The sequence below is a fragment of the Aeromonas sp. SE22 genome (assembly GCF_038739755.1).
GTDB classification, from domain to species: Bacteria; Pseudomonadota; Gammaproteobacteria; order Enterobacterales; family Aeromonadaceae; genus Aeromonas; species Aeromonas jandaei.
In genome coordinates this window covers 584,182-610,115 of record NZ_JBCGFD010000001.1, presented here as the reverse complement: position 1 = coordinate 610,115, position 25,934 = coordinate 584,182, and the positions used below count along the sequence as shown (strand labels likewise).

Sequence of the window (25,934 nt, the reverse complement as noted above, 5' to 3'; positions counted from 1 at the left end):
ACGTATGGCACCCAAAGAGCTCACCTGGGATCAAACCCTGCGCTTTCGTCTGTTGGAGATCGTCTTGCAGTGGGAGGGACGGCTGACTACCAATCATTTGATGACCGCCTTCAATATCGGTCGCCAACAGGCGTCACGGGATATCAACCACTACCTGACCCACTACTCACCGGAGGGGCTGGTCTATGACAGAAGCCTGAAGGGATACAAACCCACAGAGCACTTTGTCCCGCGCTTTAGTGAGGGAAAAGTGGATGAGTACCTGATGCTGCTACACCGTGAAAAGCAGCACCAGCGCCAACATGAAGCGGGCCTGTTAACGCTGCCGCTGATGGATTTGCGCTACGGCCATATCGAGATCCTGGATGTGCCGAACCGCCATATCGACCCCAAGATTGTGCGGGGTTTGGTGCAGGCGGCGCGCGGCCAACTGCGGGTCGATGTCGATTACGTATCCCTCAGTTCAGAGGAGCAGAGTGGCCGCAATATCGTGCCCCACACCCTGGTCTATGACGGGATCCGCTGGCACGTACGTGCCTACTGCGAGAAGAAAGGGGAATATCTGGATTTTGTGATGAGTCGTTTTCTGGGCGAACCGGATCTGCTGGATGCCTCTCCTCACGGCCGGGAGCAGGATCTGGAGTGGAACACCCAGGTGACTGCGGTAGTCGTTCCCAATCCCGGGCTCAGTGAAGGACAACAGGCCATCATTGCCAGAGACTATGCCATGACAGGGAACCAGCTGTTGATCAGCCAACGGATCCCCTTGGTGCATTACGCACTGGAACGGATGCAAGTGAGCTATAACGGAGAACATCAACAACATCCCCTGCTCTACCCGCTGGTGCTGGCAAATCGGGAGGAGCTCATCCAGCAAGGCTGTACCTTCAAGCTCAAGAGTGCAGACCTACAAATGCGACCAAGTTAACCCTGCGCCATGATGTCCGACTTCTCCGCACATCCGGCAAAGAGAGATAGAAATAAGAAAGGCTCCCGACATGGTGGGAGCCTTGACTGTAATAAATCGTTTAATCGGAATTCGTGTTTTGGGGACGCCCGTAATTATTCTCGGCAACACTCATAACATCTGGGTGCTTTGGCGACCTACCATGCCAACGCAGCTTGACCACCTTGCCATAATGATGAAAAAGGTATTGGTACAAGGCTTATCAACACATTTTAAGCCGGCGAACCAACCCGCAGATAACCAAAGTCAGCAATGAGATCGGTCCTGTCGAACCACCGCCACCGTTGTCACCACCATCGTTGCGACCATCATCAGTGTTGGCACCTTGTACAGTGATAACGATTGGCTGGGTAATCACATTACCGCCAGTACCGCTACGCAGGCCGAGGGTAAAGCTCTTGGCACCGACGAACGCCAGGTCACGCGCTGTCACGCGCACTGTGTAGGTCGGGTTGCCCGTAGCATCCAGAGCAGTCTGTCCAGTCGTCGGGTCAAAGCGCACCAGTTGCGAGATACCATCGTTGTAGTGCTGGCCCACAACCGCGCTGCCAGACTCGCTATACAGCTCTACAGAGAGACGCTTACCGGCAGCATCAGTGCCAGAGGCAGTGATGGTAACATCGATGTACGGCTTCGCATTAGTCAGGGTAGTGCTGTCTACTTTCATTGTGAAAGTGCGATCAGCAACGTCTGCACTCGGCATGACGCCTGCACCAGTGCCTTTTGTCCATCCGTAGTAAGCGCGGAGGTTGCCATCAGGCATCGTCAACAGGCGAGCGGCATCAGGGCTGTCAGGGTTGTTGTAGAAGTTTTGGAGTAAATACCTCTCGCTTGGACCGTAAGGGTAAATATCCCCTTGGTCAATGGCAGAAGGACTGCCACCGAACATGTTGTTCTTGGTCAGATCACCGTAACCACACATCAGACGACCAGCCCAGATGCCCCCTTGGTCGCAGAATCCTTCTGCACCTTTACGGTTGTAAAGATCTTCTGCGCCGAACAGGTGGAATGCTTCATGTGCGTAGGTATCAGGGGTGGTGTCATAACGACTCACCATAAAATCAGCGCCGGAAGTAGCCATCCCATCAAACTTGCCATCTGGGCCGCCCTTGGTGGTGATCCACATATCGGCACCAGAGCTGTGCGCAGCGAAGGTCAGGTCTTGAATGTCCTGCTCGTTGGTGCATACACCGTCCCACAGCGGAGGCGCCATGATGCCGAAGTTCGGGCCATAAGAGCTACGAACACCGATAACCTTTTCGTTGAGCAGAACAACCGCGGCTGAGTAGCCTGTTTTACACGTCGGGTTCAGGACGGTATCGCTCATAACGAGGATCTGCTTTACCTCGAAATGCAGGTTCTCAGGATTGCCATTTTTGACGATGCCGGTACGTTGACTAGTGTAATAGTCGTCCATAGCCGCTACGCGCTGGTGAATAGTGTTAAATACCTTCTCAGCACCATCCTGAGCAACGATGGACTTGGGCACCATTACGTTTACATCGATAACCGTAGTGGCTATCACCGCATTGCTTGCAACCAAGGTTGCAGCCATAAAGAGTAGCTTTGACATCAATAGTTTCTCCGGAACTAGTATAACCATATGAAACCGCAGACAATACACCATTGAATCCCAACCACAATGAGCTACATGTTTTTTTAAAAAACATACATCATGATTTGTGAACGAATTCACAATCCTTTAAAACACAAAAACTTTATTAACTCTCTGCTTAACCCCCACTTTTATTACCCCCTCGTGGCTAACCTATTCAATCGCTTTTTCAACTCTACCAATAATGAATAGAGCCACCCGTTGACTTAACAACACGAACACACTCCATACCCAACCATCGAGAGCTAAAAGGAGTCAAAAATGTTATTGAAATTTACATATCATGACCATAATCCATATTGTTCCATAGCCATTCCCATTGCTTTTATAATACACAAAAACAATTATTAAATTGATTTTCGCAGTATGAATGTTTTCTATATCATAAAAGCAAGCTGTCTAAAAATATGGTAAATTGACACATATACCAATCATGTTTAACCTCCTAAAAAAATAGGAGGATATATGAACAACAATGAACCAGCACTAATAAAAACCAAAACGCTATTAAAAAAACTTGAAATATCCAGATCGACGCTGTACAGGTGGATTAAAGAAGACAAATTTCCACCACCTATCAATAAAGGATTTTATTCTACCGCAGCGGTAAATAATTGGATATCAAGGGGAAATCACTCATCTTAGATGATGAATTACATCAACTTTGGTTCGGTTATATTTAGAGTTCCCGCAATGATTTTACTGCCTCCATTAATTTTTTATCCCATAATTCATATGCCTCACGTTGCTCATCAATCCAGTCATGTAGATTGTATATAGCCATGACACCCGCCATCCTGTGACCAAGCATTTTTTCTGTGACCTGTGGTAGAACTCGCTCTTCCGATAAACGCGTACTCAACGTTCGACGCATGTCGTGCATACGCCAATACGGCAGATCCAGTTTATCTCGAACACGCTCTGCTAACTGGATCAGAGACGCACTGCTCAACGATCTTTTTGGATTCACTGGCGAGCGACATACTGGCCCTCCCCTTAGCCGAGATCTCGCTGCCGCTTCTTGCAGCAACATCATCACCCTGCCAGGAATAGGCCGACGTATTGGCGCACCACATTTGGCTCGAGCAGCGGGAGCCGTCCAAATTTGCTCCTCCATATTGAACTCACTCCACTGTGCACCCAATGCCTCGCCGCTACGACAGCCAAGCAGGATCACCAATTTGGCTGCCAATTTTAATCCGCGGCTGGCCCTGCTCTGTTCAAAGGCAATCCAAATTTGAGCGAGTTCTCGCATGGTCAGCACACGAGTACCTCTCTCAGGTTGAGAGCCCACATCTTCGGTGCGTAATTGCAGCACCGGGGAGCCACCAATGAGATTACGCCGAATACAAAAACTAAGAATGGATTTCAACCTGCGCAATAAATGCCCAGCGTTTTTCGGCTTTTTCTTGCCTATCTTATCAAACCACTCCAGCCAGCTCGAAAACGGGATCTGTTCAACCGGAATACCAATAAACAGAGGTTCGAAATAGCGCTGCATGGTATGCTCATAGAGCACGACAGTACGGGGCCGCAGCTTGGGCAGATGGTGCTCACGAAAATGCTCGCAGCACTGTTTCAGTGTGACATCATGCTTCTGGTGGAGCTTATCCCAGAAAACTCTGGGATGTTCATTACGCTCAAGTGCACCACGGATAGCAGGGATCAACGCCCTGGCATCAGCGAGTTTAAGGTCGGGATAGCGTCCAATTTTGAGTCTCGCTGCTTTTCCTTGCCAGCGATAGCGATATTGCCACGAGATGGTGCCTCGCTCGGTGACCCGAGCTGACAGTCCATCACGGTCTGACAATTCCGTCTTGCCAAAGTAGGGCTTACCATAGAGGGCCCGTAGCTTCATATCAGTAAGTGGCATATGACTCTCCTGTGACTGGTCATCTGATTTTTCACTGACACATTAACGCGTCCTAACGTGTACACAGATATGTACCAAACTGGTCTGAAACGGACTGAATCAAGATCGGACAAAGTGAGACAATCTGAGATAACACTCCGTATAACGACTTGTTTTTCAAGCATATAGACACAATTCAGAACCACGAAATGAACCAGCAGACAAATCCTACCTTCTATTTCCACGACTACGAAACCTTCGGCATCAGCCCCGCCAAGGACAGGCCGTCGCAGTTTGCCGGTATTCGTACCGATGCGGATTTCAACATAATTGGCGAGCCGCTGGTCATTTATTGCAAACCGCCAGCGGACTACCTGCCAGATCCGGAGGCGTGCCTGATTACCGGTATCACGCCACAAAAGGCGATGAAGGACGGGCTGTGCGAGGCGGATTTCATTCGCCAGATCCACGAGCAGTTCGCCACTCCGAATACCTGTGTGCTGGGCTACAACAGCATCCGCTTCGATGACGAGGTGACCCGCTACACCCTCTATCGCAACTTCTATGACCCCTATGCCTACAGCTGGCAGAACGGTAACTCCCGCTGGGACATTCTCGACATGCTGCGGGCCTGCTACGCCCTGCGCCCGGAGGGGATCGAGTGGGCCTTTGATGATGAGGGCAAGCCGAGCTTCCGGCTGGAGAAGCTGACGGTCGCCAACGGCGTCGCCCATGCCAATGCCCACGATGCACTCTCTGACGTGCTGGCCACCATCGAGATGGCCAAGCTGGTGAAAAAGGCCCAACCCAAGCTGTTCGGGTACCTGTTTGGCCTTCGCAACAAGAACAAGGTGAAGGCACTGATCGACGTGGTGACCATGAAACCGCTGGTGCACGTCTCCGGCATGTTCTCCCCTTGGCAGGGGTGTGCAAGCTGGGTCTCGCCCCTCGCCTGGCACCCCACCAACCAGAACGCGGTGATCATGGTAGATCTGACCCGCGACCCCACCCCGCTTATCGAGCTCACCAGCGAAGAGATCCGCGAGCGCCTCTACACCAAGAAAGAGGAGCTGGGGGATCTGGCGGGCATTCCGGTCAAACTGGTGCACATCAACAAGTGTCCGGTACTTGCACCGGCCGCCACCCTTACGGCAGAGCGGGCCGACCAGCTGGGCATCGATCGGGAGCAGTGCCGCAAGAGCCTGGATCTGCTGCGCGCCCACCCCGAAGTGCGGGAAAAGCTGGTGGAAGTGTTCAATCAGGAGTTTGCGGGCAGCAGTGACGGCGATCCTGATACCCAGCTCTACGCCGGCTTCTTCGGTCACGGCGACAAGTCCACCATGGATCTGGTGCGCGCCACCCCGGCAGATCTGCTGGGCGAGCGGGAGTTTGCCTTCACCGACGCACGGCTGCCGGAGATGCTGTTTCGCTACCGCGCCCGCAACTGGCCGCACACTCTGAGCGAAGCGGAGCAGAAACGTTGGCGCCTGCACTGCAGCGACTACTTCAGCAACCGTCTGCCTGACTATGTACCGCGTCTCGAAGCGCTGGCAGAGCAGAATCAGGGTAACGAACGAAACTTTGCGATTCTTAAGAGTCTCTACCACTATCTGGAAGATTTATGAGTTGTGAGTGATTTCACACTAAATCCTCCTCGCCAATCCCCTTCTTCAAGTCATAATGACGAAGGGGATCTTCTCAAAAACCAATGTGTTGCATCCCTCTGTCTTGCCTCTATCGAACGGAAGCCATTTGCTGATGCCTCGTCACCACGCTCTGCTTGGATTACTGGCCCTGCTGCCGCTGGCAGCCAACGCCGCATACCGGTTCGATATGCCGGACTACCTTGCGCTGTTGCCAGAGCAGACCTATCACATCGTTGAGCACAGCTTCAGCACCCTGTACCAGCAGACCGACTTCACGCCTCAGGTCACCAACAGCTACTTCAACAGCTCCAACCTCTACAAGTTTGTCGGGGTACCGCTGGTCATCTCCGCCCAGTCCGGCTTTCAGCTGGAGGTGTTTGGCCAGGCCTATAACCGCGCGTCTCAGGCCTATATGCACCTGAGCGAAGATATGTCGCTTTACCGGGTGATGCGGGTCGATGTGATGGGTAACCCCAACGATCGGCTGGCTATCGGTTTTGGCTTTGGTATGCCAATCACCCCTAATCTCACCCTCAAGGCCATCACCTCGGGCAGCGATATCCCGGGCTATGGTTCCGCCAAATACGCGGCTGGCGTCGAGTGGCGTTACTGACACAGGCCCCCTAAATAGCAAACAATTCAGGCTCCCGAAGGAGCCTGAATTGTTTGAGAGACGAGCCTTATCAGACGTAACGGATCACCCGCCCTTCGCCCCCTTGCAGGGTCACAGCCGTACCGACTGCCTGCCCATGCCAAAAATCGGTTCCCCCTTCTGGCAGCAGAAACTCCTGTGGTTGCCCCTCCCAGTTGAAGAGGCAGAGCAGCGTGCCGCCCTCGGGCAGGCTTACTTCGCCACAGGCAAAGTCCATCGACTCGAAACGGGCAGAGGGTGCCCGGGCAGCGCAAAGCGCCAGCAGCTTGCGCAGTTGCGCTGCCTGCTCCTCATCGAGATCTTGCAGTCGATCACCCGCCAGCATCATCCCGCCGCTCGCCACCAGAGCTGCCAGATGGAAGCTGTAATCCACCTTGCTTGCCTGCTGGCTAGGCAGATCACGCAGACAGATGCAGTCGGGGTCGAGGGCCCAGAGCTTGTCATTTTGCCAAGCGCGGCAGAAGGCTTCGCGAGCGATCTGGCGATAGCGGTGGCCATTGCGCTCCACGTCATCGCTCACCCGCATGCCGTGCACCAGGCCAAGACTTGGCCAGATGGGCGCATTGCAACCGAGCAGGAAGGCACCATCGCCAGCACCGCGCAGAATGGCGGCCATGCCGCGCCGATAGGCTTCAACCCGGGTGGCAGCCGGATCGTGAAAACGGCCACCGTGGATGGCGCCCCAGAAGTTGGCATCGAGCTTGAAGTAGTGGATGCCCCACTGTTCGCGCAGGGTGCGGAACACCTGCTCAAGGTGCGCCTGCACCTCGGGGTGGGTACCATCCAGCACATACCAAGGGGTACAACGCCAACCGCCATAGGTGACCCGCTCGGAGGGGAGCGGCAGGCCGTCATCCCCCTTCACAAACCAGTCGGGATGATCCTGAAACACCTGTGAACCGGGCTCTGCAATAAAGGGGGCGACCCAGAGGGCAGGCTCGCAGCCAGCCTGTTTGATCTCCGCAGCCAGTGCCGCAACGCCCTGCTCGAACTTGGCCGACGGGGTCAGCCAATCGCCCATCTTGGCCTGATAGCCGTCGTCTATCTGCACATAGCGCAGCGCAGGGAAGCGCTCGGCGCGCACCTGCAGATTCTCGCGAATGTCGGCGGCACTTACCTCGGCGTAGTAGTGATACCAGGAGCACCAGCCGCTCGGGCGCTCACTCACCTTGCCGATCAGCGAGCCGTGCTCGACCTCGATCATCCGCGCCAGCTCGGCCAGCAGATCCTCACGCTCAGCCCCTTCGAGGCAGATCAGCGACTCGCTCTGCCAGTGCCCACCGGCCGCAAGTTTTCGCCCTTCGCAGTTCATCAGGATCTGCAAGCGACCATCAGGGTAAAGGCGAAACTCCCCGCCAAAACGGTGACAGCTGGCAAAGGCGAGCAGCAGCCACCCCTTGTTATGCTCTACCAGCAACAGGTTGTGAATGGTGTGATAGCCATTGTCATCGGTAATACGATAGACGCTGGAATCGGGGCAACGGCCGACATGTTGTGGTGATTGCCAGCTACCCATGGTCTGGGCCAGCATCTGGAATCCTTCGCCATAGATGGCGCTCTCCACCGGCAGGCCAAGCTTGCCGTCAAACAGTACCCAGCGCTCAACCGGGGTGGCAACAGCGCCGGTGTTGTCGAGTCGCACCCGGCACAGGGGCCCTTCCCACTGACGGGTTTGCAGCAGATGGGGTGGCAACGCACTATCGTTCGCCAGCTGGCGAACTCGGGACAAGAGGGATGTCATCACTACTCCTTGTAGTTCGAAAAGGGTTCTATCGGGCACTTTTCAAAAAATGCCAATCAAATCAGCTTCAAATGAACTGATTTCAGTTGTTATTGTTTTAATGCCGCGACCCGGCCTCTCTGGTAAACTGCGATTTTTCTTCCCAGTCGATGAGGTTCACGTGATCGCGCAACGCGCCTTGCTGTACTTTCGTGACTTTATGGTCATCGTCGCCTGCCTGCTGGCAGGCAAATCCGTGGCAGCCATCCTGCCGTTTGCCTTTCCCGGCAGCATCATCGGCATGCTGCTGCTGTTTGTGCTGCTCTCCCTGCAACTGATCAAGCTGCACTGGGTCGAGTTGGGCGCTGGCTTACTGCTGCGCCACATGGGCGTTTTGTTCGTGCCGGTCGCGGTCGGACTGGTGGCCTGGCTAGAGCCCCTGCGCCAGTCCTTCGGCGTCATCATGCTCTGCATCGTGCTCGGGATCGTGCTGATCCTCGCTACCGTCGGTCGGCTCTACCAGAGGATGAACAAATGATCTTCTGGCTCGCCATTCCCTTAACGCTCGCGCTCTATTTCGCCACCCGCGCCCTCTATCGACGCCTGCCCTGGCCCATCATCAATCCGGTGCTGGTGCCGACCGCGGTGATCATTGGCCTGCTGCTCTGGCTCGATCTGCCCCTTGAGCAGTACGAGCGCGGCAGCAGCCCCATTACCATGCTGCTGGAGCCCGCCGTGGTGGCGCTGGCGCTGCCGCTCTATCAGCAAGCGCGCCAGATCCAGGCCAAGCTCAAGCCCATCCTAATCTGTACCCTCGCCTCCGTCTTGATCTCGGTGTGCACAACCCTGCTGATCGGTCATTTTATGGGCACAGATCCGGCGCTGCTCGCCTCATTGGCGACCAAATCCATCACCACCCCGCTCGCAATGAGCGTCAGCCAGTCCATCGGCGGCATTCCCGCCATCGCGGCCGCCGTGGTGGTGGTGGTGGGAATTGTCGGCGCCCTGATCGGCTACCCGCTGCTCAAACTGTTCAAAGTGACCGACCCGGAAGCGCAAGGGCTCGCCATGGGGGCCTGTGCCCACGCCATCGGCACCGCCACCTCCGCCGAGAAGGGGATCACCCAGGGGGCCTTTGCATCGCTCGCCATGGTGGTGTGCGGGATCCTCACCGCGGCCGTCGCTCCCCTCCTTTTTGCCGTCTATCACTGGCTCACCTGACCGATGATTAACCACCCCGACGGCTCTGCAGCGCTGTCGGGATGCGACCTGCCGCACAATTTGCACAAGACAAACGTTTCCATTACCATCCCCCTCTGTTTGCCCATCAGGGCGTGAGCCTGCTCACACATTTACCCGAGCTTGCTCCCTACAATGGCCGCCCAATTGGCCTTTGAGGACACACTATGCATCCCCGTTTTGCCAAGCCATTCGATACCCTCTCTGCCCCGCTCAAAGCAGCCGTGCAGCCCATGCTGGATAGTGCCGACTTCAACGCCCGCTTCACGCCGGAGCAAGTCGCCACCCTGAAAGCCGCCACAGGTCTCGATGATCGCGCCCTGCGCCTCGCCCTGTTGCCGCTGGCTGCTGCCTGCTCGGTGGCACCCATTTCCAAGTTTTACGTCGGTGCCATCGCCTGCGGCCTGAGCGGCAGCTGGTACTTCGGCGCCAACATGGAGTTTGCAGGGCAAGGTCTGTTCCACTCGGTTCACGCCGAGCAGTCCGCCATCTCCAACGCCTGGCTGGGTGGCGAGACCGGGATCTCTGAAATCACCGTCAACTACACCCCCTGCGGCCACTGCCGTCAGTTCATGAACGAGCTGAGCACCGCCAAGATCCTGAAAGTCTCTCTGCCCGATGACCTGAGTGCCCTGCAATCCTTCCTGCCCCACTCGTTTGGCCCAGCGGACCTCGACATCACGGATGCGCTGATGAGCCCGCAGGATCACGCAGAACTCACGCTTGAAAGCGAAGACCCGCTGTGGCAGGCCGCGCTGGCCGCTGCCCGTCAAAGCTATGCCCCCTATAGCCAGGGCTATGCCGCGGTGGCGTTGCTGTTTGCCGATGGCCGCATCTTCTCTGGCCGCTACGCCGAGAATGCCGCCTTCAACCCCAGCCTGCCGCCGATGCAGATGGCCTGCGCCCATGCGGTGCTTAACGGCGAAGATCTCGCCACCATCCGCCGCGCCGTGCTGCTGGAGAATAAAAACGGCCAGATCAGCCAGCGTGACTCCGCCCAGTCAACTCTTAAGGCGCTGGGCTCGGTCGAGCTGGAGTATCAGGCGGTCTGATCCCGGCCTTGCTTCGATAAACGAAAGCCCCCGCACCTTGGTGCGGGGGCTTTTTACTTGGCCGTTTAATCGGGGGCAGCCCTTGATCTCACTGCTTGGCGCGGTTGATCACCCCGTCTAACCGGTTGCTGATCAGACAGGTTTTAGCCGCGCGGTGAAATGGCGCAGCAGCGGCGGCTCGTAGTCAAAGGTGAGCCCGCGAATGTCGCTGGCCCGCGCTTTCACCGCGATCAGGCAGTCGGCCACATAGTCCATGTGATCCTGGGTGTAGACCCGGCGCGGAATGGTCAGACGCAACAGCTCGAAGTCCGCCGCCTCCTGCTTGCCGGTGGCGGGATCGCGACCGAGCAGCAGGGAGCCTATCTCCACCCCGCGCACGCCTCCTTCCAGATAGAGCTCGCAGGCAAGCGCATGGGCGGGGAACTGCTCGGCCGGAATATGGGGCAGCAGCTTTTTGGCATCCACAAACACCGCATGGCCGCCAGTGGGGGTCTGGATCGGGATCCCCGCCTCGGCCAGCCGCTCGCCGAGATAGGCCACCTGACTGATACGATAGGTGAGATACTCCTCATCCATCCCCTCGCGCAGGCCAATGGCGAGCGCCGCCATGTCCCGTCCGGCAAGGCCACCGTAGGTGACAAACCCCTCCATCGCCACGCAGCGCACCTGCACCGCACGGAACAGCTCGAGATCCTCTTTAAAGCAACACAACCCGCCGATATTGACCAACCCATCCTTCTTGGCCGACATGGTGAAGATGTCCCCCAGCGCGAACATCTGGCGCACTATCTCCTTGATGCTGCACTTGGCATAAGCCGGATCCCGCTCCTTGATAAACCAGGCGTTCTCGGCAAAGCGGGCGGCATCGATCACCACCGGAATATGGTGGCGACGGGCCAGCGCGGCGACCGCCTCCATATTGGTCATGGAGACCGGCTGACCACCGGCGCTGTTGCAGGTCACCGTGATGATGACACCGGCCACGTTGTCGGCCCCCATAGTCTCGATGGTATCGGTCAGGCGAGGAAGATCAAAATCCCCCTTCCAGGCGTAGGGGGCCGTGGTGTCGAGGGCTTTCGGGGTGAGCAGGTTGATGGCCCGCGCGCCAGCCAACTCCACATGGGCCTTGGTGGTGTCGAAGTGGTAGTTGGAGATAAACACCGGCGCCTTGCCCTTGCAGCGTTTGACCAGCTCGGGGAAGAGGATCTGCTCCGCCCCGCGCCCCTGGTGAGTGGGCATCACATGCTGGTAACCAAAAATGTCGCGCACCGCGCGCTCCAACTCGACGAAGTTGCGGCTGCCCGCATAGGCCTCATCCCCCATCATGATGCCGGCCCACTGACGATCGGACATGGCACCTGTGCCACTGTCGGTCAGCAGATCGATATAGACATCTTCGGCCAGCAGCAGGAAGGGGTTCCAGCCAGCGGCCTCGAGGGCGGCACGGCGCTCGGCGCCAGTGGTCTGTTTGATGGGCTCGACCATCTTGATACGAAACGGCTCGGGTATACGACGCATAAAAGACTCCTCACCGGCGCAAGGCCAGTGTGTTTGAAATCGGGATTGGCAAAGAGGCCGGGGCGATCAGGGTCGTCCGGCTGACAAATTCAAACGGCAGGTGCCGCCAATCAGCGGTGAGGAAAGTCGAAGGTGAGAATGGGATCCCGGGTATACCAGTGGGCGAGCAGGCAAGCTGCCCGGGGCGTAGCTGTCATGATTGGCATCACTCCCCTCCATATCGGTTGTAGACAGTCGATGGCCAACAAGATCCATTGATGGATGCTGCCAACGGGCAGCCTCGCCACGTTAACGGCTGGTTAATTTGCAAACAAGGAGTGCACTGACGGGCTGTGCGCCCGCTCACAAAGCGCGCATCTGCGCAACAAACCGGCAGTGAGGTTGATCCGTCCACGCCCCCGGTTCGTTATTCTCCCTATCCACACGCCACATCCCCCATCAGCCAAGGCCGGAAGCCATCATGCATCGCAAACCCCATCTGCCCGAGAAGATCTGCCCCGTCTGCCAGCGCCCCTTCAGCTGGCGACGCAAGTGGGCGCGCAGTTGGGAGGAAGTTCGCTACTGCAGCGAGCGCTGCCGCCACGCTCGTCACAGCAGCCAGCAACCTGAGGAGGATCGAGTCTGATGGAGCTACGCCTTGTTCTCGGCGATCAGCTGAACGCCGGTCACAGCTGGTTTCGCCCCCCGGATCCGGCAATCTGCTATCTGATGGCGGAGCTCCGCCAAGAGACCGACTACTGCCGCCACCACCGTCAGAAGGTGCTGGCCTTCTTTGCCGCCATGCGCGCCTTCGCGGCGGCCCTTGGCAAGGCGGGCCACCGAGTCTGTTACCTGACTCTTGATGAGAGTGCCCGCTGGCCCGACTTGCCCAGCCTGCTGGCAGCCCAAATCGCGGCGCATCAGGCCGACAGCTTTGCCTGGCAGAGCCCGGATGAGTGGCGCCTCGCCAGCCAGTTGAAAAGCTGGGCGGCGGGCCTTGCCATCCCTGCCACCGAGGTGGAGAGCGAGCATTTTCTCACCCCCCGTGATGGCTGGCAGTACTACCCCCACAGCCGGATGGAGTTCTTCTACCGCGCCCTGCGCAAGCAATATCAAGTGCTGCTCGATGAGCGCGGCCAACCTCTTGGCGGGCGCTGGAATTTTGATGATGAGAACCGCGCCAAACTGCCTGATCGCCAGCCAATCCCGGCCCCCCTCACCTTTGCCAACGAGGTGAGCGAGATTGACGCCATGCTGACCCGCCACCGGGTCAGCACCATCGGCGAGGCGGATGCCAGCAAGCTGCCGTGGCCCATCACAAGGCGCCAGAGTCGCGAGCTGCTGGCCCATTTTCTCACCCACTGCCTGCCTCATTTTGGCCGCTATCAGGATGCCCTGAGCGAGCGGGGCTGGAGCCTGTTTCACAGCCGTTTGTCGTTTTCCCTCAACAGCAAAATGCTTCATCCGCTTGAGGTGATCCGTGCCGCCGAAGCCCACTGGCAGGCCAATCAGGGCACTATCACCTTGGCGCAAGTGGAGGGCTTTATCCGCCAGATCCTCGGCTGGCGCGAGTTTGTCCGTGCCCTCTACTGGGAGAAGATGCCCGACTATCAGCGCACCAATTTTCTCGTGGCCAACCGGCCGCTGCCCGGTTTCTTCTGGAATGGAGAAACCAGGATGGCCTGCGTGCGCCACGCCATCAACCAATCCCTTGAGCACGGTTACGCCCACCATATCCAGCGGCTGATGGTGACCGGCAACTTTGCCCTGCTGGCGGGGATTGACCCCGATGAGGTTGATCAGTGGTATCTCGGCATCTATGTGGATGCCATCGAGTGGGTGGAGCTGCCCAACACCCGCGGCATGAGCCAGTTTGCCGATGGCGGCCTGATGGGCAGCAAGCCCTACGCCAGCAGCGGCGCCTATCTCGATCGGATGGGCCACTACTGCAAGGGGTGCCACTATCAGGTCAAAGCCCGCCACGGCGACGGGAGTTGCCCCTTTAACAGCCTCTACTGGCACTTTCTTTGGCGCAACCGGGACAAACTGGGCGGCAATCCCCGCCTCGCCCTCCCCTATGCCAACTGGGATGGCCAAGCCGCCGAACAGCAGCACGCCATTCTGGCGACGGCGGAGCACTATCTCATCCATCTTGAGCAGCTGTAAGCGGGCCATGCCCCCTGACACATACCCCTGACAACAGCGCAGCGATTTACGCTGGCAATCAGGCATGCCATCGCACCAAACACCGCCCCGTGACTGGCAGGCAGACGGAAATCCCAATCCTGCGCAGAGCGGTTGAATATCCTGTGGCGGCTGATTATGGTGGTGGCCACATCAAGGTTTCCATCAACCAAACATCAGAAAAACGAGTCTAAGGAAAGACGATATGGAGATAGTGGTTCTCGGTGGCGGCGTAATTGGGGTAACCAGCGCCTGGTATCTGGCCAAAGCGGGTCACAAGGTGACCTTGCTAGAGCGACAAGGGGGCGTCGCCCTTGAAACCAGCCATGCCAACGCCGGGCAGATATCCCCGGGCTATGCAGCCCCTTGGGCGGCTCCCGGCATCCCCCTCAAGGCGGCCAAATGGATGCTGCAAAAGCATGCCCCCTTCACCGTGCGCCCCACTGCCGATCCCTTCCAGCTGCGCTGGATGCTGAAGATGCTCGCCAACTGCACTCCGACCGCCTATGCCACCAACAAGGGGCGCATGGTGCGTCTGGCCGAATACAGCCGCGACTGTATGAAGGCACTGCGCGACGAGCTGAGCATCGATTACGAAGGGCGCCAGCTCGGCACCCTGCAACTGTTTCGCAGCCAGTCCCAGCTCGATGCCAGTCAGCGCGATATCGAGGTGCTGGAGGAGTATGGCGTCCCCTACCAGTCGCTGGATGCCAGCGGCTGCGAAGCGGCAGAGCCTGCGCTGGCGCGGGTACGCGGCAAAATCGTCGGCGGCCTGCGTCTGCCCGGCGACGAGACCGGCGACTGCTTCCGCTTCACCAAGGCCCTTGCCCTTGAAGCCGAGAAGCTCGGGGTCAGGTTCGTCTTCAACTGCGATATCGACGAGATTGAGCAAGCCCGCGGCCGCGCCGTGGCGGTGCGGGCGGGCGAGCAGCGCTATCGCGCCGATGCCATCGTCTGTGCGCTGGGCAGCTATGCCACCGGTTTTCTGCGGCCGCTGCTGCGCCCGCTCGGGCTGGAGCTGCCGGTCTATCCGGTCAAGGGCTACTCCCTCACCCTGCCGATGATCAACGCCGAGGCCGCGCCGCGCAGTACCGTGCTCGACGAGACCTACAAGGTGGCCATCACCCGTTTTGACGAGCGGATCCGTGTCGGCGGCATGGCGGAGCTGTCGGGCTACAACCTCGCCCTCAACCCGAGGCGCCACGACACCCTGGCGATGGTGGTGGGGGATCTCTTCCCCGAGGGGGGCGATATCAGTCAGGCAGAGTTCTGGACCGGCCTGCGCCCCATGACACCGGATGGCACCCCGCTGGTGGGGCCGAGCCCCATTCCCGGTCTCTGGCTCAATACCGGCCACGGCACCCTGGGCTGGACCATGGCGGCCGGTTCGGGTCAGCTGTTGTGCGATCTTATCAGCGGCAGCGAACCCGCCATCAGCGATGAAGGGTTGACCCTGGCCCGTTACGCCTGAGCGCCCACGCGGTCGGGCTGTTTCCCCCCTTTTATTGATAGGCCACCGCCATAAGCGGTGGCCTTTTAATCGTTACTGCGCCCCGTTTTATCCCTCGCTCCGCCGTTGCCGCTTATTGCAGCGAACGGCACAGAATATTGCGCAATTCGACTTGCGCCCGCCGCCACAATCCGTAATGTGGATAGACGCATTTTTCGCAGCGCATATTTTTTAAATGGCTTGTAAAAACCTTGTAAATGGCCTTCGCCAGCAGGGACGCAGGCGTGCAACACCCCTTTCATTAGCAGCAATCCAGGGTAGGACATTATGAAAAAAGTAGGTTTGGTCGGTTGGCGTGGCATGGTGGGATCGGTTCTGATGAGCCGGATGCAGGAAGAGCAGGATTTCGCCCATATTCAACCCACCTTCTTCACCACCTCCCAGGCCGGTGAGGCCGCCCCCAACTTCGGCGTCGATGCCGGTACTCTGCAGGATGCCTTCGATATCGAGGCGCTGGCCAGGCAGGATATCATCATCACCGCCCAAGGCGGCGACTACACCAAGGATGTCTATCCGCGCCTGAAAGCCGCTGGGTGGCAGGGTTACTGGATTGACGCCGCCTCCGCCCTGCGGATGGAGAAAGACGCCGTCATCATTCTGGATCCGGTCAACGGCGACGTCATCGAGCAAGCTCTGAACAACGGCATCAAGACCTTCGTTGGCGGCAACTGCACCGTCAGCCTGATGCTGCTGGCCCTCGGCGGCCTGTTCAAGGCCGATCTGGTGGAGTGGGTGAGCGTAGCCACCTATCAGGCAGCCTCCGGTGGCGGTGCCCGCCATATGCGCGAGCTGGTTACCCAGATGGGGATGCTGCGTGACGAAGTGGCGGTCGAGCTGGCGGATCCCGCCTCCGCCATTCTCGACATCGAGCGCAAGATCACCGAGAAGACCCGCTCCGGCACCCTGCCGGTGGACAACTTCGGCGTACCGCTGGCCGGTGGCCTTATCCCCTGGATCGACACCAAGCTCGACAACGGCCAGAGCCGTGAAGAGTGGAAGGGTCAGGCCGAGACCAACAAGATTTTGGGTATCGAGAACGCCGTCATTCCGGTGGATGGTCTCTGCGTGCGGATCGGCGCCCTGCGCTGCCACAGCCAGGCGTTCACCATCAAGCTGAAAAAGGATGTGCCGCTGGCGGAGATCGAAGCCCTGCTGGCCGCCCACAACGACTGGGTGAAAGTAATCCCCAACGATCGCGACATCACCGCCCGCGAGCTGACCCCGGCGGCCGTCACCGGCACCCTCAGCATTCCGGTGGGCCGTCTGCGCAAACTCAATATGGGCCCCGAGTATCTGGCCGCCTTTACCGTGGGTGACCAGCTGCTGTGGGGCGCCGCCGAGCCGCTGCGCCGCATGCTGCGTATCCTGCTGGCGCGTTAATCCGCCACAGAAGCAGATACAAAAAGGGCGGGGAGTCACACTCCCCGCCCTTTTTTATTGCCTGTTTTCATGACCCGTTTAGCGGGCTCACGGCCTTGCCATTACTTGAGCAGAATACGCTGACAGCCGCTATAGATCTCGGCCCGCCCGGGGCGGCAAAAGCCCACCAAAGTGAGCCCGGTTTGCTCGGCCCGCTCGACTGCAAGCTCAGTAGCGGCCGAGATGGCGAGCAAGATCTCGACCCCGGCGCTGGCGCACTTTTGCACCATCTCGAAGCTGGCGCGGCTGGTCACCAGAATGGCGCCGTCACGCCGACCAGTGCGGCACAGATGGCCTACCAGCTTGTCCAGCGCAATATGGCGCCCCACATCCTCGCGAATGGCGAGAATGTTGCCCTCACCATCCAGATGCACTGCCGCATGGGTGGCGCCGGTGCGCTGGCCCAGCAGCTGGAGCGGGCGCAGCGCGCTCAGCACCTTGTCGATATGCCCTACCGCCAGACGCTGACTATCGGGCAGCAGTGGCTGGGTGCGGATCACCTGCTCCAGACTCTCGCTGCCGCAGATGCCGCAACCGGTGCGCCCCGCCATGGTGCGCCGCTTCTCTTTGAGGCGATGGACGCAGCGATTGGCCAACGTGATATGCAGCTCAATCCCCTGACAGCCGTCAATCTGCTCGATGTCGTGGATATCGAGCAGGCTGTCGATGATCCCCTCGGATAGCGAAAAACCGATAGCGAAATCCTCCAGATCGGAGGCCGAGCACATCATCACGCTGTGGGCGATGCCGTTATAGACCAGCGCCACAGGCGTCTCGGAGGGCAGCGCCATTTCGCTGTCGCAGGTCAAGGTATCGGCGCGGTAGTGTACTACCTCGCGGTGGATGGCGCAGCGTGCCAGCTCGTTCTGTTCTCTCTGCTCGTTGTGTTCTCTCTGCTCGCTCCGCGCCTCAAGCTCTATGGCCTCTCTCATGGTGCGACCCCGTCAATGATCTCGGGATCTCTGGCCGAGATGCCGAGCCGCTTCATTTTCGAAAGCAAGGTCGTGCGCTTCATGCCGAGGCGGTTGGCCGCCCCCCGCTCGCCGGCCACGATGCCGTTGCAGTCGCGCAGGGCGGCGATGATCGCTTCGCGCTCATCCTCCGGCCCCTCGGCAAAGAGCGGTGTAGCGGGCTCGTCATAAACCAGGGTCTCAATCTTGTGATAGCCCTTGAGGGGCATCAGCTCCTCCGGCGAGAGGTTGAGCACGTGACCGCGGGTCATCACCACTGCGCGCTCGATGACGTTCTCCAGCTCGCGGATATTGCCGTACCACGGCAGCGACACCAGCATCTTCATCGCATCGGCGGGGATGGCGGTGATGGTGCGGCGCATCCGCTTGGCAATCTTTCTGACGAAGAAGTTGACCAAGAGCGGAATATCCTCGCGCCGCTCGCGCAGGGGCGGCAGCTCGATGGGAAAGACATTGAGGCGGTAGTAGAGGTCACTGCGAAAGCGCTTGTTCTTGACCATGGAGAGCAGATCGCAGTTGGTGGCGGCCACCAGCCGCACATCCACCGCGATGGGGTTGCTGTTGCCCACCCGCTCCAGCTCGTGCTCCTGCAATACCCGCAACAGTTTGGGCTGCAAATCCAGCGGCATATCCCCCACTTCGTCGAGGAACAGGGTGCCCTTGTGGGCCCGCTCGAAGCGGCCGATGCGCTGGGTCAGGGCGCCGGTAAAGGCCCCCTTCTCATGGCCAAACAGATCGCTCTCGATAAGGCCGGTCGGGATGGCGGCGCAGTTCACCTTCACCATGTCGTGATCGTGGCGGGCACTCAGGGCGTGAATGGCCTGGGCGATCAGCTCCTTGCCGGTGCCGGTCTCGCCGAGGATCAGCACGGTGCTGTCGCTCTCGGCCACCAGCCGCACCTTCTCCAGCACGTTCGCCATCACCGCGCTCTGGTAGATGATGTGGGGGAACTCCCCCTGCATCTGCGGCTCGTTGATGCGAATGGTCTTCTCTTTGGCACCGTTGGTGTTGGAGATCTCCTGCTGCGCCTGCACGTTGTTCATGGCAATGGCCGTGCGCGCTGCCACCTGCTCCAGCAGGGAGATGTCGATATCGGCGAAGAAGTTGGCCTCTGGATGGGAGAGGATCAGTACCCCCAGCAGATTACCCTGATAGCGCAGCGGCAAAATGCAGGAGCTATCTGCATCGGGGGGCAGGATCTGGGAGGTAAAGCGGCAGCTCGACTGGCAGCCGTGACCCTGCTCACGATAGACGAAGAAGGGCTCGCTGTGGCGCAGCGCACCCTGCAGGCAGTTCTTCTCAAAACACGAATGATCGATGATCCCCGGCTGCTCGCTCTGCTGCTGGTTGACCAGATAGCTCTTGAAGCTGTCGGAAGTGGCGTTGTACTCGGCCAGACAGAGGCTGCTGATGCCAAAGTGGTGGTGCAGGATGGCAAACAGGCTCTTGGGCAGCTCGGCGATGCGCACTAATTTAATCACCGCATTGGTCACATCCACCAGAATTTTGCAGCTGTCGCGCTCAAGGCGCAGGGAGTTGGCCTGCTCCAGAGTGCGCTCCTTGTCCTGCACATTCTCCAGCGCAATGGCGATGATGGCGGCCAGCTGGGTCAGCTTGGCGAGCGTCTCCATGGTGAAGCTGTCGAGGCGGGTATTGATGAACTCGACCCCACCCAGATGGCTGCGGGCGGTGGTGATGGGGAGCTGGCAGTAGGAGCGCAGCCCCTCATAAATCCCTTCGGCTGCAAGGGGGGCACAGCGGTTGGCAAAACGGGCGGCAGGCAGGATGATCGCCTGCTCGGTACCATCAGTGGGAGCGTGCAGGTCTGCCTTGCGGCAGACAAGGTGCTTTGGGCCGCTCTCTCCCATATAACAGAAAGTGGCCTCCTCGCCGGATCCCCGGTTGAGGATCAGGTTGACCCGGGTTACGCCGCCAAAGCCGGCATCTATCTTGTTGAGTTTGTGGATAAAGTCATCGAGCGTCACGGCCGACAGGAGGGATTTGGAGAGCAGGAGGAAACCGTCGTCCCAGATGGGAGAGATCTCGTCCAGGGGGATGGCACTCACAGTAAGCATTGCGGCCTCACGTTATATCAATTTCAGTCACCAGTCAGGCTGTCCATGCCATCGCATCGCGACACAAGCGTTTCACCAGAATTAATAGCCGCAGCGCACTATCCACGCTGCCAAAAGGAAGGCGGTGACGACACTTGTCGCATGTTGCAATTCCACCGTTGTTATTAACGAACGATAACAAAAAATAACATTGTCATCGGGTGATTATTATTGGAATGGCGACTCATCATAGATGAGCTCAAATTTCATTACAATCCGATTTAATATATCTGGTTGCCATATTCAGGCAATAATTACATCGCGGATTGAATAATGGATTGGTGGCCGCACAAGGGGCCATTGTCAACTGTCAGATCTCGCTGTTGCCTCCCCTTTGCTGTGCAATAAAGGCATCATTCGAAACACCGCTCGGTGGTCACTCACGAGGTGACAAGTCGGGTGTGGCAGCACTTCAAACCGCCCAGAATAAAGAGCGCGGAGAAGCCCTGAAAGGAGAGCAGCAGCCAGCTGGCGTTGTCGGCAAGCTCAACCGAGACGCACTGGTGAGTGAGGTAGACCAGCAGGGTGATCACCCCCAGCAGCAGGCAGTTGATCAAGGTGGTGGAGATAAACCCGATCAGCCAGGCACTGGAAATACTCAAGGCGGAAAATACGCTGCCCATGGCGAGTCGTGCTGCCATAAAACAGCCGAAAAAACCGAAGCCGAGCAGAAATATCATCTCGTCGCGCCAAATATAGCAACCTATTCCCAGCAATATCGCCGCCAGATAGGTGCCAATATAGAAAATTCCGAATAAGCGACCAATTTCATGTTGCATCATTTATCCCCTGTTTTTGGGTAATAAAAGGGTGCCCGACTCGATAAATCCGAGTCGGGTTCCCTTATTTGTGCAGAACGTCCTTTTTTAGGGCGGGTCAGCCTTTGGCTGCGCTGCGCAATTTCGCCTTGAGCGCGCTGTATTCAGTCTGGACGTACACTTCCGCCTCAGGCTGATTGTCGATACGCTCAATTTTCACCGCGCAGTACTTGTACTCCGGCGTGTGGGATATGGGATCGACGTGCTCGATGGTGAGCTCGTTGCAGGCCCCGATCCACCACTGGTAGGTCATGTAGACCACCCCGGCGTTGACCCGGTCGTTGTAGTTGGCGCGAGTGATCACCTTGCCACGGCGCGACGAGATCCAGACCAGCGCCTGATCCTTCACCCCGAGCTTTTTGGCATCGCTCGGGTGGATCTGCACATAACCGGGCTCATCGGCCAGGGTTTGCAGCGCCGAGCAGTTGCCGGTCATGGAGCGGCAGGAGTAGTGACCTACCTCGCGCACGGTGGAGAGTACCAGCGGGTACTCGGCACAGGGCTGCTCCAGCGGCGGCCGCCACTCGGAGGCAATCAGCTGACCCTTGCCGCTCGGGGTGGTGAACACATTCCCCTCGAACAGAGTGCTGGTGCCCGGGTGATCCTCGGTCGGGCAAGGCCACTGCACGCTCTTGAGATCGGCCATCTTGTCGTAGCTGACCCCGGCGTAGAGCGGGCAGAGCGCACGCATCTCGTCCCAGATCTCTTCAGTGTTGTGGTACTCCATGGGATAACCCATGGCGGTCGCCATCAACGAGAAGATGGCCCAGTCCGGTTTCACGTTCTCGGGGGGCGTCACCGCCTTGTAGAAGCGCTGGAAGCCGCGATCCGCCGAGCTGTAGACCCCTTCATGCTCGCCCCAACTGGTGGCGGGCAAAATGACGTCGGCCATCTCGGCAGTCTGGGTCATGAAGATATCCTGCACGATCACCAGCTCCATCCCCGCCAGAGTGCGGCGGAACTGACCCAAGTCAGCCTCGGTCTGGGCCGGATCTTCACCAAAGATGTAGAAAGCCTTGCACTTGCCCTCCTCCACCTTGTGGCCAAGCTCGGTCAGGCGATAGCCGGGCTTTTGGGAGAGCGACTCCACGCCCCACGCCTTGGCGAACTTGGCGCTGATGGCGGGATCGGCCACCGACTGATAACCCGGGAACTGGTGCGGCAGCATCCCCATGTCACAGGTGCCCTGCACGTTGTTCTGACCGCGCACCGGCCCGCAACCGGTGCCGCGGCGACCAAAGTTGCCGGTCAGCAGCGCCAGACCCGCCAGCCCCTTGACCACGTCCACCGCCTGACCGTACTGGGTCACCCCCATGCCCCACAGGATCATGGACGCAGGCGACTCGGCATAGGTGCGAATGGCGGCGCGGATATCGGCGGCTTTGAGGCCAGTGATCCCCTCGACATATTCCGGGGTGTACTTGGCCACCGTCGCCTTGAAGGTCTCGAACCCTTCGGTGTAGTTGGCGACAAATGCCTTGTTGTAGAGCCCTTCATTGATCAACACGTTGGCGAAAGCGTTAACCAGCGCCATGTTGGAACCGTTTTTGAGCGGCAGCCACTGATCGGCGATGCGGGCGGTCTCCACCATGCGGGGATCACACACAATCACCTTGGCCCCGTTTGCCTTCGCCTTGAGGATATGGCGGGCGACGATGGGGTGAGAGTCAGCAGCGTTGTAACCAAACACCAGCAGGCACTTGGTCTCTTGAATTTCGGGAATGGCGTTGCTCATGGCGCCGTTGCCTACAGTTGTCTCCAGACCGGAGACTGAGGGTGCGTGTCACACCCTCGCGCAGTGGTCGACGTTGTTCGTCCCAATCACCGCACGGGCAAATTTCTGCATCACATAGTTGGCTTCATTGCCCGGGCCACGGGCAGAGCCGGTGGTCATGATGGCGTCCGGGCCATATTTCGCCTTGATGGCAGAGAGACGGCTGCTGGCGAACGCGATCGCTTCGTCCCAGGAGACGGCCTCGAACTTGCCACCGCGCTCGCGGCGGATCATCGGGCTCTTGAGACGGGGGGTCAGCAGGTTGGTGTCGTTCAAAAAATCCCAACCGTAATAGCCCTTGAGGCAGAGCTGCCCCTCGTTGGTCCGGCCGTTGGCGCCCTCGGCCCCCACCACCTTGTCGTTTTCAACCAGCAGGTTGATTTTGCAACCGGTGCCGCAATAGGGGCACACGGTAATGACTTTTTTCATGACTCACACTCTTGTTTGTTAACGAAAAACGGCTCGGCAAGCCCGCTCACACCCGCGCCGGCATCGCCAGCAGTGCCTCGGCACTGGCCAGCTGCTTCTGCCGGTTCAGGTTTTCAAGATGCTCCGGCGTGACCAGCCGCAGCGCCTGGGTCGGACACACCTCGACACAGGCCGGGCCCGCCTCGCGGTGACGGCAGAGATCGCACTTGAGCGCCTGCGCCTTGGTCTGCGGACGCTTGAAGAGCGAATCGGCAGCCGGGGCCACCTCTTTGAGCACCACCGCCATGGCGCCGTAAGGACAGGCCACCACGCAGGACTTGCAGCCGATGCAGCGCTCCTGCAACACCTTGACGCAACCATCCTCACTGACGATGGCATTGTTCGGGCAGGCCATGGCGCACGGCTTGTCTTCACACTGGCGGCAGAGCACCGGCGTGGTCACCTTGCTGCCCACGATCACCTTCAGGCGCGGCTGAAAGTAGCTGTCCTTGGAGACCAGATGTCCATCCTCGATGGCAAGATGCAGGCCGCCCTCCCGCTCAAGGGTCCCGCTGCAAGACCCTGACTGGTGTGAAACGGCGCAGGCCACCTCACAGGTACGACACCCAATACAGAGACTGGGATCTGCAATCACGAAGCTGTTCATAGAGAGGGATCCTAAATGGTTCGTTACACCGGGCCGCCCGCCGACAGGCAAAGAGGCGGCCAGCCCCCCACAAAGCATTTATCAGACCAAAACGGGCCAAGGGTGCGATAAAAATTCACAACCATCTGAAAATAAAGGATTAATCAGCAATAGTAGCTTGCTGTTTACCGCTACTGACGAGGGTGACGACGGGGTGGGAAGTGTGATCGACACGACAAAAGTGACGAGCTCGACACCGGCTGACCAGCCTCTGCCCCAACAGCGTGGCGGAGACGTTCAGAGGAGTTTGCAGCCAGGATCGGCCGCCCCAAACCGGGCAAGCGGAGGAAGGGAAACCGGGAGAAAAACCATACCAAGGGCCAAAAATGGGCTGTGCAGCACGCTAACGCCGCTTGCAGCGATGACAAGTTGTTTGGTTTTGCTATCGAACTGGCAAGCCATCATTAAGTCAAACCGAACAAAAATAGGCCAATTATTGACTAATTTGTTGAGCCAGAGCCGGTTTTGGGCCCCTGCCCCTTCAGTTTTCTATCCCTCCGGTTAATATGTGCCAGTTGGCAACCAGCTCCGCTGGGGCGTTTTCATGCTGATAAGCGACAAGATCGCACAAAATCAGCGAGAACTGGGAACTTTGAACATGCCAAGATGAAAACTAAAAGCCAAAGATGGCCTAAGAAAGAAATTAAGATAACAGCATGTTTTGCGATAAATGTGCGCTTTGATGGTGGTAAATATAAATATGCATATGGTTATCTTGATAGGAATCATAATTTCTAGCGCTGTAACTCTCGGACTAATAAGTAGACACAGATATCAAATTAGACATTTTTTAAATGTCGTTGGCTCAGGCAAGTTTATAGTATTCCTATTTATTTCAGCTATTTTATTATGGCTATCTATAAAGTCACCAAATGGTTACCTAAGTATTATTTTACCCACGCTGTTGGGTTTATTTCTCAATGGTGTCGTATTTACAATATTTATTGATTATCAAAGAGAGCGAGCGAAAGAGCTCGACACTTTAGATAAGCTAGACTTATTAGATGAAGTCCTTGGCAATACCATTTATTATTTTCAGGGATTATCTGGTGTAGATTTTACATCTTACAGGGGAACAGCTAAATCATTACACTCAGTAAGCTATGAAACTACGATAAAAATCAGAGATTATTATCGTCCGCCATTAAACAAGCAGCAAATTATTGACACAATGGATTTCTATCCAAGTTTGAGCAAAACTCTTACCAATCATTATGAGATATATAAATCACTTTTACCTGTAACCTATTCAGCAGATAAGTCTTTAGCAAGATATTGGACTGAAGTAACTTTTTCATTGGAGAAATTGCTAAATGTCCTCTCTAATAACCACAATACCAAAGCAGTAGAAAATAATGTAAAACTACCAGTGGAAGTATATTCATATTACATCGCAAGTTACTTTGATGCTGTAATTAGTTTCTATGATTACAAAAATCAATGTCGCGAATATAAAGCCTGCAAAGCTAAATAATTAAAATCTACGCCGCTACATATTAATGTAGTTCCGTAGGGTGCAATAAGCGCAGCGCATTGCACCTCTTGCCTCTTTTAATACTTGGTGCAATTCACTTCGTTCATTGCACCCTCCTCCCCAAATAAAGACTCCATTGCTACCCAAGCTCCTCATCTTTGCCACCCTGCCAGCAATTAATTAGTCATTATTTTATCGTCTGTTTTTCACTCAACCCGATAAAAAATAGTGGCCAAACCACTTCCCCAGATAAAACAAACGGTTGCCCGCAGAGCGCGTGAATATTTCAATCAATGGCCAATTAATAACCTTACTC

At 57.4% G+C, this 25,934-nt stretch carries 22 protein-coding genes; 12 read left to right on the top strand and 10 right to left on the bottom strand.

The features are described from left to right. The first annotated feature begins 4 nt into the window (after window positions 1-4). Window positions 5-928: a WYL domain-containing protein gene (locus tag AAHA39_RS02640; RefSeq protein WP_320656827.1), complete on the top strand. Its 924-nt coding sequence runs from the start codon at window positions 5-7 to the stop codon at window positions 926-928. A 241-nt stretch (window positions 929-1,169) separates the two neighbouring features. Here AAHA39_RS02640 and AAHA39_RS02635 read toward each other — a convergent pair whose 3' ends face one another. Further along, window positions 1,170-2,540: an SVAGG family GlyGly-CTERM protein gene (locus AAHA39_RS02635; RefSeq protein WP_320656828.1), complete on the bottom strand. Its 1,371-nt coding sequence runs from the start codon at window positions 2,538-2,540 to the stop codon at window positions 1,170-1,172. A 507-nt stretch (window positions 2,541-3,047) separates the two neighbouring features. Between AAHA39_RS02635 and AAHA39_RS20560 the strand changes: the two genes are divergently transcribed. After that, a complete protein-coding gene (locus tag AAHA39_RS20560) occupies window positions 3,048-3,227 on the top strand; it encodes a helix-turn-helix transcriptional regulator (RefSeq protein WP_407707139.1) in 180 nt (59 codons plus the stop codon). Window positions 3,228-3,261: 34 nt separating this feature from the next. Here AAHA39_RS20560 and AAHA39_RS02630 read toward each other — a convergent pair whose 3' ends face one another. Beyond that, window positions 3,262-4,455: a tyrosine-type recombinase/integrase gene (locus AAHA39_RS02630; RefSeq protein ID WP_320656829.1), complete on the bottom strand. Its 1,194-nt coding sequence runs from the start codon at window positions 4,453-4,455 to the stop codon at window positions 3,262-3,264. 188 nt (window positions 4,456-4,643) lie between these two features. Here AAHA39_RS02630 and sbcB point away from each other — a divergent pair, with 188 nt between their 5' ends. Both sbcB and AAHA39_RS02620 read left to right on the top strand, forming a co-directional pair. After that, window positions 4,644-6,059 carry an exodeoxyribonuclease I gene (sbcB, locus tag AAHA39_RS02625; protein WP_320656830.1) on the top strand — a complete coding sequence of 472 codons (1,416 nt, stop codon included), beginning with the start codon at window positions 4,644-4,646 and terminating at the stop codon, window positions 6,057-6,059. A gap of 133 nt (window positions 6,060-6,192) precedes the next feature. Further along, entirely contained in the window at window positions 6,193-6,693 is a 501-nt protein-coding gene (locus AAHA39_RS02620; protein ID WP_041207893.1) for a hypothetical protein, read from the top strand. Between the two features lie 70 nt (window positions 6,694-6,763). Here the strand turns inward: AAHA39_RS02620 and AAHA39_RS02615 are convergent, their stop codons facing one another. Then, the gene (locus tag AAHA39_RS02615) at window positions 6,764-8,473 is read right to left on the bottom strand and encodes a glycoside hydrolase family 36 protein (protein ID WP_320656831.1); all 1,710 of its coding nucleotides are present in this window, start codon (window positions 8,471-8,473) and stop codon (window positions 6,764-6,766) included. Window positions 8,474-8,633: 160 nt separating this feature from the next. Between AAHA39_RS02615 and AAHA39_RS02610 the strand changes: the two genes are divergently transcribed. The 3 genes from AAHA39_RS02610 to cdd all read left to right on the top strand — a co-directional run bounded on the left by AAHA39_RS02610 (window position 8,634) and on the right by cdd (window position 10,743). Further along, window positions 8,634-8,990 carry a CidA/LrgA family protein gene (locus AAHA39_RS02610; RefSeq protein WP_005333279.1) on the top strand — a complete coding sequence of 119 codons (357 nt, stop codon included), beginning with the start codon at window positions 8,634-8,636 and terminating at the stop codon, window positions 8,988-8,990. Further along, window positions 8,987-9,673: an LrgB family protein gene (locus tag AAHA39_RS02605; RefSeq protein ID WP_320656832.1), complete on the top strand. Its 687-nt coding sequence runs from the start codon at window positions 8,987-8,989 to the stop codon at window positions 9,671-9,673. Before AAHA39_RS02610 ends, AAHA39_RS02605 begins: the two co-directional genes overlap by 4 nt. Window positions 9,674-9,858: 185 nt before the next feature. Continuing rightward, window positions 9,859-10,743 carry a cytidine deaminase gene (gene cdd / locus AAHA39_RS02600; RefSeq protein WP_320656833.1) on the top strand — a complete coding sequence of 295 codons (885 nt, stop codon included), beginning with the start codon at window positions 9,859-9,861 and terminating at the stop codon, window positions 10,741-10,743. Between the two features lie 132 nt (window positions 10,744-10,875). Here cdd and AAHA39_RS02595 read toward each other — a convergent pair whose 3' ends face one another. Continuing rightward, window positions 10,876-12,261 carry a tryptophanase gene (locus tag AAHA39_RS02595; protein WP_320656834.1) on the bottom strand — a complete coding sequence of 462 codons (1,386 nt, stop codon included), beginning with the start codon at window positions 12,259-12,261 and terminating at the stop codon, window positions 10,876-10,878. A 460-nt stretch (window positions 12,262-12,721) separates the two neighbouring features. Between AAHA39_RS02595 and AAHA39_RS02590 the strand changes: the two genes are divergently transcribed. The 3 genes from AAHA39_RS02590 to AAHA39_RS02580 all read left to right on the top strand — a co-directional run bounded on the left by AAHA39_RS02590 (window position 12,722) and on the right by AAHA39_RS02580 (window position 15,895). Next, a complete protein-coding gene (locus AAHA39_RS02590) occupies window positions 12,722-12,886 on the top strand; it encodes a DUF2256 domain-containing protein (RefSeq protein WP_080973154.1) in 165 nt (54 codons plus the stop codon). Then, window positions 12,886-14,406, top strand: a complete 1,521-nt coding sequence (locus AAHA39_RS02585) for a cryptochrome/photolyase family protein (RefSeq protein WP_320656835.1) — start codon at window positions 12,886-12,888, stop codon at window positions 14,404-14,406. The genes AAHA39_RS02590 and AAHA39_RS02585 overlap by 1 nt, the downstream gene beginning before the upstream one ends. A 193-nt stretch (window positions 14,407-14,599) precedes the next feature. After that, window positions 14,600-15,895: a D-amino acid dehydrogenase gene (locus AAHA39_RS02580; RefSeq protein WP_320656858.1), complete on the top strand. Its 1,296-nt coding sequence runs from the start codon at window positions 14,600-14,602 to the stop codon at window positions 15,893-15,895. Between the two features lie 65 nt (window positions 15,896-15,960). Here AAHA39_RS02580 and AAHA39_RS02575 read toward each other — a convergent pair whose 3' ends face one another. Next, the gene (locus tag AAHA39_RS02575; RefSeq protein WP_320656836.1) at window positions 15,961-16,176 is read right to left on the bottom strand and encodes a hypothetical protein; all 216 of its coding nucleotides are present in this window, start codon (window positions 16,174-16,176) and stop codon (window positions 15,961-15,963) included. A 25-nt stretch (window positions 16,177-16,201) separates the two neighbouring features. Between AAHA39_RS02575 and asd the strand changes: the two genes are divergently transcribed. Next, the gene (asd, locus tag AAHA39_RS02570; protein WP_320656837.1) at window positions 16,202-17,314 is read left to right on the top strand and encodes an aspartate-semialdehyde dehydrogenase; all 1,113 of its coding nucleotides are present in this window, start codon (window positions 16,202-16,204) and stop codon (window positions 17,312-17,314) included. Between the two features lie 101 nt (window positions 17,315-17,415). Here asd and fdhD read toward each other — a convergent pair whose 3' ends face one another. The 5 genes from fdhD to AAHA39_RS02545 all read right to left on the bottom strand — a co-directional run bounded on the left by fdhD (window position 17,416) and on the right by AAHA39_RS02545 (window position 24,105). Continuing rightward, a complete protein-coding gene (gene fdhD, locus AAHA39_RS02565) occupies window positions 17,416-18,285 on the bottom strand; it encodes a formate dehydrogenase accessory sulfurtransferase FdhD (RefSeq protein ID WP_320656838.1) in 870 nt (289 codons plus the stop codon). Further along, window positions 18,282-20,399: a sigma 54-interacting transcriptional regulator gene (locus tag AAHA39_RS02560; protein ID WP_320656839.1), complete on the bottom strand. Its 2,118-nt coding sequence runs from the start codon at window positions 20,397-20,399 to the stop codon at window positions 18,282-18,284. Before AAHA39_RS02560 ends, fdhD begins: the two co-directional genes overlap by 4 nt. 419 nt (window positions 20,400-20,818) lie before the next feature. Beyond that, on the bottom strand, window positions 20,819-21,217 hold the full coding sequence (locus AAHA39_RS02555) for a hypothetical protein (protein WP_320656859.1): 399 nt from the start codon (window positions 21,215-21,217) through the stop codon (window positions 20,819-20,821). Window positions 21,218-21,314: 97 nt separating this feature from the next. After that, complete coding sequence (gene fdhF / locus AAHA39_RS02550; RefSeq protein ID WP_320656840.1) at window positions 21,315-23,459, bottom strand: formate dehydrogenase subunit alpha; 2,145 nt, start codon at window positions 23,457-23,459, stop codon at window positions 21,315-21,317. A 46-nt stretch (window positions 23,460-23,505) separates the two neighbouring features. Further along, entirely contained in the window at window positions 23,506-24,105 is a 600-nt protein-coding gene (locus AAHA39_RS02545; RefSeq protein ID WP_033112617.1) for a 4Fe-4S dicluster domain-containing protein, read from the bottom strand. 739 nt (window positions 24,106-24,844) lie between these two features. On the opposite strand from AAHA39_RS02545, the gene AAHA39_RS02540 reads away from it, so the two are divergent. Continuing rightward, a complete protein-coding gene (locus AAHA39_RS02540; protein ID WP_320656841.1) occupies window positions 24,845-25,618 on the top strand; it encodes a hypothetical protein in 774 nt (257 codons plus the stop codon). The last annotated feature ends 316 nt before the right edge of the window (window positions 25,619-25,934 follow it).

Excerpts from the sequence above, each read along its gene's own strand:
- AAHA39_RS02540 (WP_320656841.1), top strand. The coding sequence starts at position 24,845 with ATGCATATGGTTATCTTGATAGGAATCATAATTTCTAGCGCTGTAACT.
- asd (WP_320656837.1), top strand. The coding sequence starts at position 16,202 with ATGAAAAAAGTAGGTTTGGTCGGTTGGCGTGGCATGGTGGGATCGGTT.
- AAHA39_RS02555 (WP_320656859.1), bottom strand. The coding sequence starts at position 21,217 with ATGCAACATGAAATTGGTCGCTTATTCGGAATTTTCTATATTGGCACC.
- AAHA39_RS02605 (WP_320656832.1), top strand. The coding sequence starts at position 8,987 with ATGATCTTCTGGCTCGCCATTCCCTTAACGCTCGCGCTCTATTTCGCC.
- AAHA39_RS02590 (WP_080973154.1), top strand. The coding sequence starts at position 12,722 with ATGCATCGCAAACCCCATCTGCCCGAGAAGATCTGCCCCGTCTGCCAG.
- AAHA39_RS02575 (WP_320656836.1), bottom strand. The coding sequence starts at position 16,176 with ATGAAAGGGGTGTTGCACGCCTGCGTCCCTGCTGGCGAAGGCCATTTA.
- AAHA39_RS02560 (WP_320656839.1), bottom strand. The coding sequence starts at position 20,399 with ATGCTTACTGTGAGTGCCATCCCCCTGGACGAGATCTCTCCCATCTGG.
- AAHA39_RS02630 (WP_320656829.1), bottom strand. The coding sequence starts at position 4,455 with ATGCCACTTACTGATATGAAGCTACGGGCCCTCTATGGTAAGCCCTAC.
- AAHA39_RS02635 (WP_320656828.1), bottom strand. The coding sequence starts at position 2,540 with ATGTCAAAGCTACTCTTTATGGCTGCAACCTTGGTTGCAAGCAATGCG.
- AAHA39_RS02615 (WP_320656831.1), bottom strand. The coding sequence starts at position 8,473 with ATGACATCCCTCTTGTCCCGAGTTCGCCAGCTGGCGAACGATAGTGCG.
- AAHA39_RS02585 (WP_320656835.1), top strand. The coding sequence starts at position 12,886 with ATGGAGCTACGCCTTGTTCTCGGCGATCAGCTGAACGCCGGTCACAGC.
- AAHA39_RS02640 (WP_320656827.1), top strand. The coding sequence starts at position 5 with ATGGCACCCAAAGAGCTCACCTGGGATCAAACCCTGCGCTTTCGTCTG.
- sbcB (WP_320656830.1), top strand. The coding sequence starts at position 4,644 with ATGAACCAGCAGACAAATCCTACCTTCTATTTCCACGACTACGAAACC.
- fdhD (WP_320656838.1), bottom strand. The coding sequence starts at position 18,285 with ATGAGAGAGGCCATAGAGCTTGAGGCGCGGAGCGAGCAGAGAGAACAC.
- AAHA39_RS20560 (WP_407707139.1), top strand. The coding sequence starts at position 3,048 with ATGAACAACAATGAACCAGCACTAATAAAAACCAAAACGCTATTAAAA.
- AAHA39_RS02595 (WP_320656834.1), bottom strand. The coding sequence starts at position 12,261 with ATGCGTCGTATACCCGAGCCGTTTCGTATCAAGATGGTCGAGCCCATC.
- AAHA39_RS02620 (WP_041207893.1), top strand. The coding sequence starts at position 6,193 with ATGCCTCGTCACCACGCTCTGCTTGGATTACTGGCCCTGCTGCCGCTG.
- AAHA39_RS02545 (WP_033112617.1), bottom strand. The coding sequence starts at position 24,105 with ATGAACAGCTTCGTGATTGCAGATCCCAGTCTCTGTATTGGGTGTCGT.
- cdd (WP_320656833.1), top strand. The coding sequence starts at position 9,859 with ATGCATCCCCGTTTTGCCAAGCCATTCGATACCCTCTCTGCCCCGCTC.